We start from the raw sequence: 14,584 nt of genomic DNA, 5'->3' as shown, positions 1-14,584 counted from the left end.
TCAGGTTATGCGCGGCTATCTTCATGATTTTGCAGGTTACAACGTGTTGTTTGCAATGGCAGCACCAGCGGAATATGGGGAATTCCTTAAGCAGCGTTTCACGCCATTGATGATTGGTGTTGGCCCGATTGAGGCGGCGATTAACTTATCGGTGGCGCTGGCGGAGCTTGAAAATGCCAAAGACCTGCCTGATTTGGTCGTGACCCTTGGCTCGGCCGGGTCACGAACGCTAGAGCAGGCTGAGGTTTATCAGGCGATTTCCGTATCTTACCGCGATATGGACGCATCTGTTTTGGGGTTCGAGAAGGGCTGCACGCCGTTTGTTGATTTCCCTGCCGAAATCATGCTGCCTCTTCGCATTCCCGGCATCCCCGAAGCACGTCTTTCAACCGGCGCCAACGTTGTGTCAGGTGCCGCATATGACGCGATTGATGCCGATATGGTTGATATGGAAAGCTTTGCCATCTTGCGGGTGTGCCACAAATTTGATGTGCCCCTGATCGGCCTGCGCGGGATTTCCGATGGCAAGGAAGAGCTGTCCAAGCTGTCAGACTGGACGGCTTATTTGCATGTGATCGACGAAAAGCTAAGCCGGGCTGTTGATCTGCTTCATGCCGGTTTGGAAAGCGGCGAGATCAGCCTATCAAAAGGCTGATCTGCCTTATTACCTTTTCGAAATGATCAACTTCCCGTGCGGATTTGATCAAGGGTTTTGATCGGCGTTAAGGCCTGTGGGTCGACCTGAATTTCAAGGATCGCAGGTTTGCCACTGGCGACCGCACGGTCAAAGGCCGGCCCGAAATCCTCGGTTCGTGTGACGGTTTCGCCGTATCCACCGAATGCCTTGGCGTAGGCGGCAAAATCGGGATTGTGCAGTTCCGTGCCCGAAACGCGGCCAGGATAATTGCGTTCCTGATGCATGCGGATGGTGCCAAACATGCCGTTATTGATAACCAATGTGATGATGTTCGCGCCATATTGAACGGCGGTGGCAAATTCCTGCCCATGCATCAAAAAGCAGCCATCCCCTGCAAGACATACCACTGGACGGTCCGGATGCGTCAGCTTTGCCGATACCGATGCCGGCAGGCCATAGCCCATTGATCCCGATGTCGGTGCCAATTCCGTGCGATAGTCGCGGTAGCGGAAAAAGCGATGCAAAAAGGCGGCATAATTGCCAGCCCCATTGGTGACAATCGCATTGTCCGGCAGCTTTTCACGCAGTTCGGCGACCACATGGGCCATTTTGACATCACCCGGCGTATCAAGCGGGGTGGAGAATTTCAGATATGCCGCGTGGGCGTTTTCGATTTGGGCATCACGGGCACTGCCATCGACCGGCTCCATCATCGCAATCGCTCGGATAAACGACCGCTGAGACGCATTGATCGCAATATCTGGGCGATAGACTCGGCCCAATTCATCAGGCCCGGCATACACATGGATCAGTTTTTGGCGCGGGCAGGGGATATCAAGCAGGTCATAGCCGCTGCTGGTCATTTCGCCCATACGTGACCCCACCAAAATCACCAGATCACTATCGCGGATAAACTCGGCCAGTTTGGGGTTAATCCCAATGCCGACATCACCGATAAAGTGGCTGTGGGTATTTGGAATATAGTCCTGACAGCGGAAACTGGTCGCAATCGCGACATTGTTTCGTGTTGCAAACGATTTAAGGTTTTCGGTGGCTTCACGTGTCCAGCCACCCCCACCGACAATCATGATCGGCTGTTTGGCTTCTTTCAACGCGTTGTGAAAACGCGCAACATCATCGGGGGCGGTTTTGGCCTCAATCGGGACGTATGGTTTGGCATCGGCCACTTCGGCGCATCCCGACAGCATATCTTCGGGAAGGGCCAGCACGACCGGGCCAGGGCGACCAGATGTCGCGATATGGTAGGCGTGGCTCAAATATTCGGGGATGCGGTTAATATCATCAATCTGCCCAACCCATTTGGCCAAGGGTTCAAACATCTTGCGGTAATCGACCTCTTGGAATGCTTCGCGGTCCACCATATCGCGGCCGATCTGCCCGACCAGAAGGATCATTGGTGTGCTGTCTTGGTGGGCAACATGGACGCCCGCCGATGCATTGGTCGCACCGGGGCCACGTGTCACCATGCAAATGCCGGGTTTTCCGGTCAGTTTGCCATAGGCCTCTGCCATGATGGCCGCCCCGCCTTCCTGCCGACAAATGATCGGATCAATATCGGGATGATCCACAAGGCCATCCAAAACGGCCAAATAGCTTTCGCCGGGGACCAGAAAAACGCGTTCGGCACCGTGAAGGGCCAACTGATCAACCAGAATACGTCCGCCGTGGCGCATTTCCGTTTTCGTGGACATGTGTGAAGAACTCCGTGTGATGGGCGGTGGGGCCAAATCGATTTGTTTGTTGTTGGCGCGGTGGATTGCGCAAACCCGATTTCATCACGGATCAGGGGCCAAGGTAAAGATATCAGAACGCAAAAAGGTTGGGAAAATTCAACGCACTGTTGAGCCGTTCTAAAATGCAGCCTTTTAAAAATACCGTTCGGCAATTCTAACGATATCGCCGGGCATGACGATGGTGCTAAGGGATGCTTCCAATGTGACCCGGTTGGTGTCATTGCCACGCTGGATTTCGATGTCATCCTCGTCACCGCGATAGGTCATCCCACCGCCAAGGGCGATGGCATTTAGAACATTCATGCCCGGCACAAAATCATAAGAGCCCGGTTGATTGACTTCGCCAACAATAAAGAACGGGCGAAAGGCAATGATTTCAACAGCGACGTCCGCTTGGCGTAGAAAACCGTCTTGATAGGCATTTTGAAGTTTCTGACGCGCTTGATCCGCTGTCAGGTTGCGCACATCAACCGGCCCGATTAGCGCCATGTTGATCCGACCATCGGCATCAACGGCAAAGTCCCCCGATAACGCCGTTTCGCCAAATACCGTGACGCGCACCGTATCGCCCGAATTAATCCGGTAGATGGTTTGTGCCTTTAGGGGATGAAGCCCGCCCAATAGCAGGACACAACAGGTCAGAACCATCATCACAAAGTTGGTTGGGCGATGAAGCATCTTACATCTCCAGCTTGAGGCTGAGTTGCGTTTGAAGACGGCGATAGTCATGGCCGGCACTGGTCGAATTTCGCATGTCATGGGCAATGCCCGCATCAAACCGCGCAAAACGATTGAGCTGATAATTTAACCCAAGCCCAAAGCGACTGGTGCGGTCACGCCGCGTGGTTTGCTGAAAGGCCTTGTCGGTATAATTTGCATTTGCCGTAATCGATAAAAAGCGCCGGAGTTCGTGTGAAATGCGCGCGCCACCGTCAAAGGCGACGATACCACTTGCGCCGGGCAGGGTGGTTTCGCGGACTTGCCGGGCGGCTTTGACGCCGATGTTGGTTAAACGCGTGACCGCCCAATCGATGTCGGCGCGCAGGGTATAATCGGCAATATTGCCAAATGCCGGGTCGGCGTAGCTTTGCGCCATCCATCCCCCGGCAATATCGGCCGTGATCAGGTTTGTCAGATCAAACCGTAATCCGCCAAGCACCTGAAACCCGGCAGAGTCGCGGACCAGTCCCGCGTCATCGGGGATGCGATCATATTGCCGCTGATTGAAATTAAATTCGCCGTAAAATTCCCGGCCCAAATCAAGGGGCATCAACACCCGGATGGCTTCACGGGTTTCAAGCCGGTTGCGGTCGTCATTGGTAATGTGATCGCCTGAGCTATCGGTGGCATCTTCGAAATCAAGTCGCCTGAGGGCTAGTTCCGTTTGGTAATGCAGGAAGTTGGTGGCGTGGCTGGCCTTTAGGTGGGCTTGTACATCGCGAAAGATCACCGGTTCAGTCGCCCCGGTCGGGACATCATTTCCCCCGCGCGGATCGTGGGTGCGATGCCATTCAAAGGCCCCTTCAAGAGACGTGTTGCCACCGATATCAAGCTCCGCCCCCGCCCGCATATCGACATCTTGATAATTGTCATCATCGGACTTGGCGAAAAAGCCAAGCTCGGCCCCTGTACCGACATAAAGTTTAAGATACCGCCACTCAGATTGCAGGTTTAAACGCGGTGCGATTTGCGTAATGACATCGGATGTCGGGTTGTCATCTGCAAGATAGATATTGTCGTCAAACCTTTCGCGGATAGAGACTGCGGGGCTGATCACAAAGCGCCCTAACCGTATTGCTGTTTCATCCGTCTTTGGCGGTGTTTGTGCCATGCTGGTTATCGGCCAAAGCATGATGGTCAAACCCAAGCCATACACGATCATGATCAAAGACCGCACGCGGACCTGCATCACAGCACCTGCTTTGTCGGGCGGCAGGTGGTGGTTTTCTGGGGTCGGCTAAACGGCAACAGAACCGTACCGATCAGAATTTTCAGATCAAAAAGCAAATTTTGGTTGGTGATATAGTCAAGATCGTGGGCAACCCGTTCGGCCAAGTGATGATGGGTACGAACCGTCCCACGCCATCCCCGTATTTGCGCCCAGCCGGTCAATCCCGGTTTTGCGATCAGGCGTTTTTCGTAATCGGGATGGATCGCGGCAAAACGGATATGATCGGAAATCATGTGCGGTCTGGGCCCCACCAGTGACATATCACCGCGCAAGACGTTGAAAAGCTGTGGTAATTCGTCAAGCCCGCTGCAACGAAGCAGGGACAAGATCGGTTGGCACCAATGACCGGCCATAGGACGAAACACGGCGGTGGCCATGGTGTTTTCGGGCAAGGTTCGGAATTTAACGATCGTAAAAACCCGCCCGTCCTGACCAACCCGCTTTTGGGTGAAAATCGGTTGGTTAAAACCGCAACATCGGATCAGGCCATAAATGACAAGCATGACCGGCAATAGGCCTAGTACGGCAACACTGGCCAATCCAACATCATAGGTTCGTTTAAGGTTTGGCAGATGCTGATATATGGATTTTGCCGCCGATATAGGCGCATGGATGATTTGGGTATTTGGAATATAGGGCCGTGATGGATTTCTTCTAACGACACGCAGCACCTTCTTGCCCCCACATTCCCCAAATGCCAGTTAAACTTAGGGTAGCGAAAAGGTGACGTAATTCAAGGTGATATGTCGACGTTCTTTGGTCTTATGACCTCAGCGATGGGATCGTCGAGAGGATCGTTTTCATCAATTGTGGCTGTCGGTTAACACCAATCTTCGAAAAGATGGTTTTGAGATACGTCCGGGCCGAGCTGTGTGAAATCCCAACCAGTTCGGCGGCCTGATCAAGCGGTAGGCCCTCGGCCAGTTTTTGGGTTAATTTTGCCTCTGACCGGGTCAGGCCAAACAGGTCCATTAAATCATCAATCGCCGGCGCACTTTGTTGCGACGGATCGACCAGAATGAACATGAAGCTACTTTCGCCGTTAGATGATTTTGGCATCCGGCGGACAAATAGGGACAGCTTTTCATCACCTTGTTCCAAGGCAAAGCTTTGTTGACGGCGCGGGGCAAGGTTGGCGGGCGGATTTAAAAAACTGTCGAGGCCATCGGGTTGCGGGCTGAAGACCAGGGTATTGTTCGCATCTATCCGCACCAAGGATGCGTTGCGCAAAACTTCGGCAGCCTGCGCATTCATGTGCGATACGCCAAGCGTTCCATCAACAGCCACGACACCGAGTTGAAACAAATCAAGGAAGGCCGTCGGCAGGGGGGCTTGGGTTTGCGTACCGCGACGATTGATCTCGTCTGAGATGCCTTCCAGGATGATCTGAAGATTTGTCGGTTTGGGATAAAACCGATAGACCCCCAGTTCATTGACCGCGGTTAAGGCCGATTTCAGATCGGCATAGCCGGTCAGCATCACAATGATCAGATCATCGCGGGTTTTGCGGAGTTCCTCGGCCAGTTCCAAGCCGGTCATGCCCGGCATATGGATATCGACAATGGCCGCAACGATATGGCCGGTTTCATCTGCCCCTTGATCGGCCTGTTGGGCGATGGCGTCCCGTGCGGCAAGTGGGTCTGTGAAATAGACAGCCTCCCATTCGGGCATCAGACGGGCAAAATTCCTCCGGTAGGACGACAGAAGATTTTCGTCATCGTCAACAAAGGCAATTCTTACCGGTGATTTTGCATTCATCTGAAAGTGCCCTCCACAAATGGGGATATTCGAATTTCTACTCTGACATTAATTTCCAAAGCATCAAAGTCCCGGCATTTGATCAATCGCTTGATGAGGTGCCTGACCTTATCTGTATTTATGCGTTTTTTGATAAGTTTGGAGATTTCCATTTATGGAAACCGTTGGCGGTAAGCGCCCTGTCATTTTGATGGTTGATGACGACGATAAGCTGCTGGCGTCCGTGCGACGGGCGCTTTCAGGCAGCTTTGACCTCGTCACCCATACAGACTCGGAAGAAGCCTTTGCCTGGCTAACGCAGAATCGTGCCCAGATTGATCTGATTATTGCCGATCTGGTGATGCCGACTTTGGACGGTATTGGCTTTTTGAAAAAAGCAGCCCGGTCTGCGCCAACCATCCCGCGCATTTTGCTTTCGGGCAATGTTTCAAGCATTTCGCTCCGCGAGGCGATTAACCACGCCATGGTGACCCGGGTTTTGGCAAAGCCGGTTTCGGTGGCCGTCCTTAAAGACGCAATTGATCGCGTTATTCAATTGAAAGAACCGCTTAAGATCCCGGTGGATGGACCGACACCGATGATGGTCAATGCGGCGATTGATCGTGCGGACTTTCGAACGGTTTTACAGCCACGGTTCCGTGCAAGTGATTTGGGCCTGTGCGGCAGCGAAGTACTGTGCCGTATCCCGTCGCTTGAAAAGGAATATGGCATCGACGAGATTTTCGACGCCTGCCGTGACCATCCGGTGATTAACCGGCTGACCAGCCAATTGATGGCGCTGATGGTTGATCAGGCGCCACGATACCGTGACCTGATGGAAAATAATGCCAGTGTTGCGGTCAACCTGTCGACATACTCGCTTAAGAATGCAGAGTTTCTTGATCTGATTATCAGGTTCTATGAAAAAATGCGGATGCGCGGTGTCGTGGTGACTTTTGAAGTCCCTGAACGCCAAATCCTGATGAATGATCATCAATTGTTTGCAAATGCCTTACGTCTGCGCGAACGCGGCATTGCGCTTTTCGTCGATGATTTTGGTTCCGGGAACAATTCGCTGGAATTGCTGCGTCATGAAGTTTTCGCGGGCATCAAGCTTGACCGTGAATTGGTCAGCGGAACCATGACAGATTTTCTCGATGATGCCTTCGTTGAATGGATTGCGCGGGTATGTTCAAAACTTGGTGTATCGATTTCGGCAAAGGGGATTGAAAACCGCAAACTGATCGAAAAATTGCAGGTATATGGAATAACCGAATTGCAGGGTTTTTATCTTGGTGGCCCCGTGACACTGGAAGAATGGGAAGACAAGGTTAGGACAAATGTAACCGCCTCTGGTTGATGATAGACATCGCCAAAATTACATTAAGACTATTGTTCTCATGATCTGGTGCTACCACACTTAAGATATGGTTCGAAGTTGGGGGACGAAGATGAAATTCTGCTTGAAACTTTTTGTGATGGTCTGTGGGGTCATTGGACTGTTTGCAGCACCAGCCTTTGCCGGTGCTAAACTTACGCTTGGCAAAACCGATGGTGAACCGGTGACGGTTTCCATGGAAAAGCTTATGAAAATGCCCGCGACCGAGTTTTATACCTCGACACCTTGGACCTCAGGGGTTCAGAAGTTTCGCGGTGTGGATTTCAAACTGCTGCTTGATAGCTACGATATTACCGCCGACACGATCCGGATTTCGGCACTGAATGATTACAGCGTCATGGTGCCCGCCAGCGTCTTGCGCAATGACGGTGCTATCCTTGCCTACCACCTAAATGATGCTGAAATGTCGATCCGCGAAAAGGGTCCGTTTTGGCTTGTCTTCCCGTTTGATCGCGACGTCCGTTTTCAGACGGACACCTTTTGGGCCTATTCTGTTTGGCAGGTAAAAGCGATTGATGGGCAGAACTAAAGCGATTTTTGCAAACATTCCGGGGCGCGCGATTTTCGTCGTCCTGGCTTTGTTTCTGATCCTGTATGCGGTGCTGTCGACGTCAATCGTTCAAAAACTTGAAGATGACCGCTTCACCTACAGAGAGAATTTTGTCTGGGCGATTTATCAGGTCCAGCGGCAATACCTTGTCTTGCAGCGTGATATCGAGGCCGCCTTGGTCGGTGGCGAAGTAACCGAGCAAGAAGCCGAAAACGTGATGCTGGGTTACGAGCTTTTGGTCAGCCGCGTTTATGTTTTGCGCGATGGCGAGGGCTTTTCTGCGCTGTCATCGATCCCCGAAGTTCGCGATTTGATTTCGACGCTTGAAAAGCAGATTGCCCGTATTGACGAGACAATTGCGGGTATGTCCGATCCCAAGGCGCAGCTGATTACGCTTTTGGGGTTGCTTGATTTTTTGGATGAGCCGCTCCAGCAGGCGGTTGTTCGAACCACCAATTTCACCTCGTCCTATAATACCGCCAATATTTCCGGGGTTCGGAACGATATCCAGACCCTGTCCTTTTTGGTGTTCGTTGGCGTGTTTGTGATGGGGGTTTTGGGGCTATTTATGATCCGGCAGCGCCAGCGCGCCTTTGCCGCGGATATCGCCGCCCAAAAAGCCCGCCAAGAACAGGAAGTCATCGAAGAAGCAGCCGATTACGCCAAAATGCATGCGCTTGGCACGCTTGCGGGCGGGGTTGCACACGAAATCAACACGCCGGCGCAATATATCCAAAACAATCTTGAATTCCTGTCCGACAGCTTTGCCAGCTTGGTTGGCGCAATCGAACGCGATGACCAGCAAAAGATCACGTGGCTTAACCTTGATCAGAGCAAAATCGATTTTCTCAGTGCAGAAGTCCCGATGGCGATTGACGAAAGCATTCAGGGGCTTCAGCGTATTGCCGAAATCGTGCGCGGCATTCGTAAATTTGCCCATCCAGATAACGATGTGATCGAACGTATTTCCATCATCGAGGAAATTGATACAGCCGTTACCTTGACCCGCAACGAGGTCAAACACATTGCCGATCTTGAGGTCGATGTCCAAACCGATGTGACTGAAATCAACGGGCGTCGTAACCATCTGTCGCAGGCATTGATTAATCTGATTGTGAATGCGTCCCAAGCAATCAGCATGTCGGACAAACGGCGTGGAAAGATTGATATTGTGCTCAAATCCGATGATACCCATGCCCATATTTATGTGCGCGATAATGGTGGCGGGGTTCCGTTTGATCTGCGCGATCGCATCTTTGATTATTTCTTCACCACCAAAGAACGCGGTGTTGGTACGGGGCAGGGGCTTCCGATTTGTCGCAAGCTTATTCAGGACGATTTTAACGGCGATTTGACCCTGTCGCGCGACTATACCGGTGGGGCGGAGTTCGTGATCAGCTTACCCAAACCAGACCAGTCGAATGCGATCATTCGCCCGGTACTGAATATGAATGATTAAGCGATCTGACGGCGTTTATGCTGTGATCAATTTGCCGTAAGTGTTTCTTGGGGCATGTGGCGTGCCGCACACATTTTTTCCCAATCTTCCCATTTGGCTTCTGCGTTGCATTTTTCGATAAACCCAGTTGCCAGATCGTACTTTACCGCCCATTTGGCGCCATCACGCCCGATTTTGCGGGCAAAATGCTGTGCGGCATAGACAATCAAAAGGCTTTCAGAATTGCGGGTTGGTGCCGATTCCGGGCGATGGTGAAACGCGACGTTTTCGACAATTTCATGCGAAAAGCCCCAAAGCGCACACAGACAGGCCGAAATGCCCGGATGCGCCACCCCGATTTCAGTAATCTCGGCCGAAACAATGTCGCACATATCGCGGTCTGCCGTTTCGCGACTTGCGGCAAACCCGTCGGGATGTACCCGCAATAGGATGTTTTGTCCGATATGGCACAGCAGCGCCGCCGCGCGGACATGATCGACAAATTCTGGTGGGTAATTTTGATCATTTGCGATGTTGGCCGCCATTTGCCCCAGAACAAGGGGCCGATGCAATTTGACATCAAGTTGCCCCAGTTCAAATGCGGTGGGCTCGCCGACCTCAAGCCACAATATGCAAAGTGCCTTGATGCTTTCAAATCCAAGGGCCTTGACCAGATCAAAGAATGGCGGATGCGCATCGCGGTCAATCAGACCTTCGCGATAGGCCAGTTCGCGGGCAAGTGCGGTTAAAGCCGGATGGTCATGGGCAAAATCGGTCAGCTCGGCACGGCTATGTGGGCCACGGAATTGCAAAATCAGGTGCAAGCGATGAAAAACAGGCGGCCAAACCTGATCATCCGTCATGCGGCTAAGCAGTTCCTGAAGCTGCTGATCAAGCAAATAGGCATGTAAAATCAGCCCACGTTCAACAGCATTAATGATGTCCGTATCGGTGCAGGGTTTGGCCAGAAAATGGTGGGTGGCCGCCGTTCCGTTTTCGATGGCAGCTTCATCCGCATAACCCGATAGAAGAATGCGCGATGTATGCGGATACCGTTTTGAAATGATGCGCAGGAATTCCGCACCATCCATCACCGGCATGCGCATATCGGAAATGACAACGTCGGCTGGATTTTCTTCCAGATCGGCAAGGGCATCTTGCGCGCTGGCAAAGAATCGGATCGACCAATTGGGTCGTTTCGCAAAAATACGCCGCCGCAGCCCATTTAAGACGTTTTGGTCGTCATCAACAAAGACAATTGATGCGGTATCAGTCATGGGCGTCTCCAATGGCCCTTTTTGAATATGGCTTGGGAAGTTTGCCATCTTTTCGGGGCGCGCATACACAACATATTCTGCGGTTATTCTCGCCGGTCATTTTCAGCATACGGATGCTGTTTCGCTATTGTTATTTGAGGACGCAAAGAAAAACGGGCAACCCCCTGGGATGCCCGTTTCGCAAGATTTTTCGTATCAAGAAGACGTTTATGTGGCCATGTCGAAAACAAGGGCCTCGGCGTTGTTGGCATCGGTAAAGACAAGTTCGTCTTCGTCCTTGATCGCAACACCATCACCGGCCTTGAGGGCCTCGCCATTCAAAGTCAGGTTGCCACGTGCGACCTGTACCCAGGCAATGCGGCCTTTGGCGAGTTTGTGGCTGGCATTTTCACCGTCATTTAGGTGTGCGACATACAGATCGACATCCTGATGGATGGTGATCGATCCATCGCGGCCGCTGCGCGACCCAATCAACGACAAGCCTGATCCCGTATCGCTACGCGCGATTTCCTTTTCCTCGTAGCCGGGCTCAAGCCCTGCGGCCTCTGGAATGATCCAGATTTGAAGGAAATGGACCGGATCGGTTTTCGAATGGTTGTATTCCGAATGACGAATGCCGGTTCCCGCAGTCATGCGTTGCAAACGGCCCGGCTGGATTACAGAACCGGTTCCGATGCTGTCTTTGTGTTCCAGCGCACCATCAAGCACATAGGAAATGATCTCCATGTCCTTATGGCCGTGGGTGTCAAACCCGGCACCCGCAATAACCCGGTCTTCGTTGATCACCCGAAGCGGCCCCCAACCCATACGATTGGGGTCGTAATAGTGCCCAAACGAAAAGGTGTGGTTGGAATCCAACCAGCCAAACTGCGCGCGACCACGTGTTTCGCCATCTAATTTCATCAGCATATCTGCCTCCGTCGGCTGCTTTCATGTTGAAGCCAGAATACGCTTTTCAGAAATTGAGACAATTTATGTAATAATGCCCATAGTGTTGCATAAAACGCGACAATAGGCGGCATCGTGATGGTACGTGAACAGGAATATTATGGATAAGCTGGCCAGCCTGCAGACATTCATTCGCGTGGTTGAAGACGGAAGCTTCGCCGCGGCGGCGCGGACCATTGGTCAATCACGGTCCCAGGTAAACCGCGCGGTTGTCGCGCTTGAAGATGATCTCGGCGTGCAGCTTTTGAACCGCACCACGCGTCAGGTTTCCGTCACGCCATCTGGGCAGGCCTATTATCAGCGCGCAAAGGCGATCTTGGCCGATTTGACTGAGGCCGAAGATTCCATCCGCGAAAGCCGTGAAACACCGACCGGCGATATTCGCATCAATGCGCCGATGTCGTTTGGGACCCTGCATCTTGGGCCCGCCTTGGTCGATTTTGCCCGTCTTTATCCCGACATTCGGGTGGAGCTGGCACTTAATGATCATTTTATCGATCCGGTCGCGGATGGGTTTGACATCACCGTGCGCATCAGTCGCCCGACTGAAACGCTGGCCCTGATTGATCATGAAATCATCCCGATGAAGCGGGTTCTGTGCGCATCCCCAGAATTCATTCACAAACACGGTGAACCGGTTGATATTCGCGATCTCGCAACATTGCCATGCCTGCATTACGGAAATTTGCCATCCGGGGCGGCGTGGAAACTGACCGGGCCAGACGGGCCGGTCGCGGTACAGGTCAATGGCGTGTTTTGCTGTAACAATGCCGAAGTCCTGCGCGATGCGGCCGTGGCCGGGCTGGGCATTGCGGAGCTTCCGACTTTTATCGCCGGTGCCGAGTTACAAACCGGTCGATTGGTTACGGTCTTGTGTGACTACGCCCCGCCGGAATTGTTTTTGTCGTTGCTTTATCCGCCGAGCAGACAGTTATCATCGCGCATACGGCTGCTGGTTGATTTTATGCATGATCGTTTTGGCGGGCAGCCGCGTTGGGATCTGGTGCAATAGTTCTTGGGTCATCGGGATATCACTTAAAAACACGTTTGCAGAAATCCAATCGGTTGCATCCTGCGTACTGCGTCTTAGGTTAATTTTGAAACACTAAGCATGGTTGGATCGGCATGACGCAGTTTGAAATGCCAACATTGATGATGGTTGCCCACGGTAACAGCGGCAATGGCGGTGATCCCGCAGGCGCGCTGGCGACAAAGGTCGCCCCGCTTTGGGATGGTCGCGTCGCGTTCGGCTATATGCGCAGCCAACCATCCTTGTCCGATCAGTTTGTCCAGATAAAGCGCGATGGCGACGGTGATCGCTTGATCGTTTTCCCGCTGTTTTTCAGCGAAGGCTACCTTGTCTTTCAAGAGCTGCCAAAGAAGCTTTTGGCGGCGGGCCTTGATGATGCGGTGGTGTTGCCGCCCGCGATCAACTTGCCGGGCTTTACCGAAATGGTTGCCAATCATGTCCATGATGCCCTGAACCGGCGGGCATGGAGTGCGGCGGAAACATCTGTGTTTCTTGTGCCCCATGGCCTGAAAACCCTGACCGAGGCACTGCCGGAAACCGTGCGATTTGGCAATGATTTGTCGCGATTGTGTGGTGCGGCCGAAGTTGTGGTGGGTAATATAGAAGGCCACCCGTCACTTGCCGACTGGCGCGATTTAGGATCGCGGAAAAACGCCCTGATTATTCCGATGCTGGCGGGCGGTGGAACGCATGCGCGCGATGATTTGCCCGAATTGATTTCAGCCCGCCCAGGCGAAGAAATCGAAGTTCTGGAACCCATCGGCCAGTGGGAAGACCTTCCGGCATTGGTCGTCGAAGAAGCCAACCGTCACGTGGCGCGGTTTGGCAGGTTTGCTGTGCCGCTTGGCCCAACGGGGCATGATCTGTGGGCGGAACGCATGGCGCGATCGGCCTGATCGTGAGTTTGCTGGCAGTTGAAGTTGTTATCCCAACACCGGTTTAAATTCGGTCTCAGCGGATTTTTTCAACAGGTAATCGCGGAAGGTTCGCGCGGCACTGGTCAGGTTTTCGTCGCCTTCATGGACGATTAGCAACTGCCGCTTGGCCCACGCATCGGCAATTGGGGCACCTGATATATTCATGTGCCCGACATATCCCGCGACAGAGCTTTTTCGCAAAAATCCAATGCCCAGTCCAGCCGCGATCATTTGACGCAACGAGCCGAAACGAACGACTTTGATGTGTGGATGCATATCAAGTTTGATTTTTGCCGCGGCTTCGCTGATCAGATCGTCAATCACCCCGCCTTCAAATAACGAAATGATGTCGTATTTGGCGGCTTCGGCGAATTTAACCGGTTTTGGATTGGATGGATCGGGAATAAGCGGATGGCCCTTTGGGGTCACAACCCAGATCGGATCATCACAAAACACATCGTGCTTTAAATCACCGCGCGGGCTGTTATCGGCAAGAATGGCCAAATCAGCGCGTCCTTCGCGGATGGCCTCGCCACTTTCGCGGGATGTCAGTTCACGTACATCAACAGTAATATCGGGAAAATCGCGTTCGAAATCGGCCAAAAAACGCGGCAGGCCGGTCAAAATGGCAGACGTCACGGCGGCAAGATAGATTTTGCCTTTTTCGCCGACGTTGAAATCACGCAATTCATTGGAAAGATGGTTCAGGTCGCCCAAAAGCTTTTCGCCGTAGCGGGCAAAAATAGCGCCTTCTTCGGTCGGTTCGACCCCGCGCGGCAGGCGGCGCAATAGTTTGACGCCCAACATGGCTTCAAGCTCGCCGATGCGGCGGCTAACGGCCGATGTCGCGATATGTTCGCGTCGGGCTGCTTCATTAATGCTTCCGGCGCGCACAATGGCGACAAACAACCGGATGGTCACGATATCAAACTTTTGCATAGAACCG

Annotated in this window: 14 protein-coding genes; 6 read left to right on the top strand and 8 right to left on the bottom strand. The window is 52.7% G+C overall.

Annotated features, from left to right (window positions below):
- The first annotated feature begins 7 nt into the window (after window positions 1-7).
- Window positions 8-655, top strand: a complete 648-nt coding sequence (locus HCZ99_RS03485) for a 5'-methylthioadenosine/S-adenosylhomocysteine nucleosidase (protein WP_167445455.1) — start codon at window positions 8-10, stop codon at window positions 653-655.
- Window positions 656-681: 26 nt separating this feature from the next.
- Here HCZ99_RS03485 and HCZ99_RS03480 read toward each other — a convergent pair whose 3' ends face one another.
- From HCZ99_RS03480 to HCZ99_RS03460, 5 genes are all read right to left on the bottom strand, one after another.
- A complete protein-coding gene (locus tag HCZ99_RS03480; RefSeq protein WP_167445454.1) occupies window positions 682-2,349 on the bottom strand; it encodes a thiamine pyrophosphate-binding protein in 1,668 nt (555 codons plus the stop codon).
- A gap of 174 nt (window positions 2,350-2,523) precedes the next feature.
- Entirely contained in the window at window positions 2,524-3,069 is a 546-nt protein-coding gene (locus HCZ99_RS03475) for a polysaccharide biosynthesis/export family protein (RefSeq protein ID WP_167445453.1), read from the bottom strand.
- A gap of 1 nt (window position 3,070) precedes the next feature.
- On the bottom strand, window positions 3,071-4,300 hold the full coding sequence (locus HCZ99_RS03470; protein WP_167445452.1) for an outer membrane beta-barrel protein: 1,230 nt from the start codon (window positions 4,298-4,300) through the stop codon (window positions 3,071-3,073).
- Window positions 4,300-5,013, bottom strand: a complete 714-nt coding sequence (locus HCZ99_RS03465; protein WP_368484216.1) for a sugar transferase — start codon at window positions 5,011-5,013, stop codon at window positions 4,300-4,302. The genes HCZ99_RS03470 and HCZ99_RS03465 overlap by 1 nt, the downstream gene beginning before the upstream one ends.
- Window positions 5,014-5,104: 91 nt before the next feature.
- Window positions 5,105-6,100 carry a DNA-binding response regulator gene (locus tag HCZ99_RS03460; protein WP_167445450.1) on the bottom strand — a complete coding sequence of 332 codons (996 nt, stop codon included), beginning with the start codon at window positions 6,098-6,100 and terminating at the stop codon, window positions 5,105-5,107.
- A 154-nt stretch (window positions 6,101-6,254) separates the two neighbouring features.
- Between HCZ99_RS03460 and HCZ99_RS03455 the strand changes: the two genes are divergently transcribed.
- The 3 genes from HCZ99_RS03455 (at window position 6,255) to HCZ99_RS03445 (ending at window position 9,487) form a co-directional block, all read left to right on the top strand.
- A complete protein-coding gene (locus HCZ99_RS03455) occupies window positions 6,255-7,439 on the top strand; it encodes an EAL domain-containing response regulator (protein ID WP_167445449.1) in 1,185 nt (394 codons plus the stop codon).
- A gap of 91 nt (window positions 7,440-7,530) precedes the next feature.
- Window positions 7,531-8,007, top strand: a complete 477-nt coding sequence (locus tag HCZ99_RS03450) for a hypothetical protein (protein ID WP_167445448.1) — start codon at window positions 7,531-7,533, stop codon at window positions 8,005-8,007.
- Window positions 7,994-9,487 carry a sensor histidine kinase gene (locus HCZ99_RS03445; protein ID WP_167445447.1) on the top strand — a complete coding sequence of 498 codons (1,494 nt, stop codon included), beginning with the start codon at window positions 7,994-7,996 and terminating at the stop codon, window positions 9,485-9,487. Before HCZ99_RS03450 ends, HCZ99_RS03445 begins: the two co-directional genes overlap by 14 nt.
- Window positions 9,488-9,513: 26 nt before the next feature.
- Here the strand turns inward: HCZ99_RS03445 and HCZ99_RS03440 are convergent, their stop codons facing one another.
- Window positions 9,514-10,743, bottom strand: a complete 1,230-nt coding sequence (locus HCZ99_RS03440) for a response regulator (protein ID WP_167445446.1) — start codon at window positions 10,741-10,743, stop codon at window positions 9,514-9,516.
- Between the two features lie 207 nt (window positions 10,744-10,950).
- Window positions 10,951-11,652: a pirin family protein gene (locus HCZ99_RS03435; RefSeq protein ID WP_167445445.1), complete on the bottom strand. Its 702-nt coding sequence runs from the start codon at window positions 11,650-11,652 to the stop codon at window positions 10,951-10,953.
- Window positions 11,653-11,791: 139 nt separating this feature from the next.
- Between HCZ99_RS03435 and HCZ99_RS03430 the strand changes: the two genes are divergently transcribed.
- Both HCZ99_RS03430 and HCZ99_RS03425 read left to right on the top strand, forming a co-directional pair.
- Window positions 11,792-12,703 carry a LysR family transcriptional regulator gene (locus HCZ99_RS03430; RefSeq protein WP_167445444.1) on the top strand — a complete coding sequence of 304 codons (912 nt, stop codon included), beginning with the start codon at window positions 11,792-11,794 and terminating at the stop codon, window positions 12,701-12,703.
- Window positions 12,704-12,816: 113 nt separating this feature from the next.
- The gene (locus HCZ99_RS03425; RefSeq protein ID WP_167445443.1) at window positions 12,817-13,617 is read left to right on the top strand and encodes a cobalamin biosynthesis protein CbiX; all 801 of its coding nucleotides are present in this window, start codon (window positions 12,817-12,819) and stop codon (window positions 13,615-13,617) included.
- A gap of 27 nt (window positions 13,618-13,644) precedes the next feature.
- Here the strand turns inward: HCZ99_RS03425 and HCZ99_RS03420 are convergent, their stop codons facing one another.
- Entirely contained in the window at window positions 13,645-14,577 is a 933-nt protein-coding gene (locus HCZ99_RS03420; RefSeq protein ID WP_167445442.1) for a LysR family transcriptional regulator, read from the bottom strand.
- Between the last annotated feature and the right edge of the window lie 7 nt (window positions 14,578-14,584).

It is taken from the genome of Thalassospira lucentensis, assembly GCF_011806425.1.
GTDB lineage: Bacteria > Pseudomonadota > Alphaproteobacteria > Rhodospirillales > Thalassospiraceae > Thalassospira > Thalassospira lucentensis_B.
This window is presented reverse-complemented; position numbering and strand designations above follow the sequence as displayed.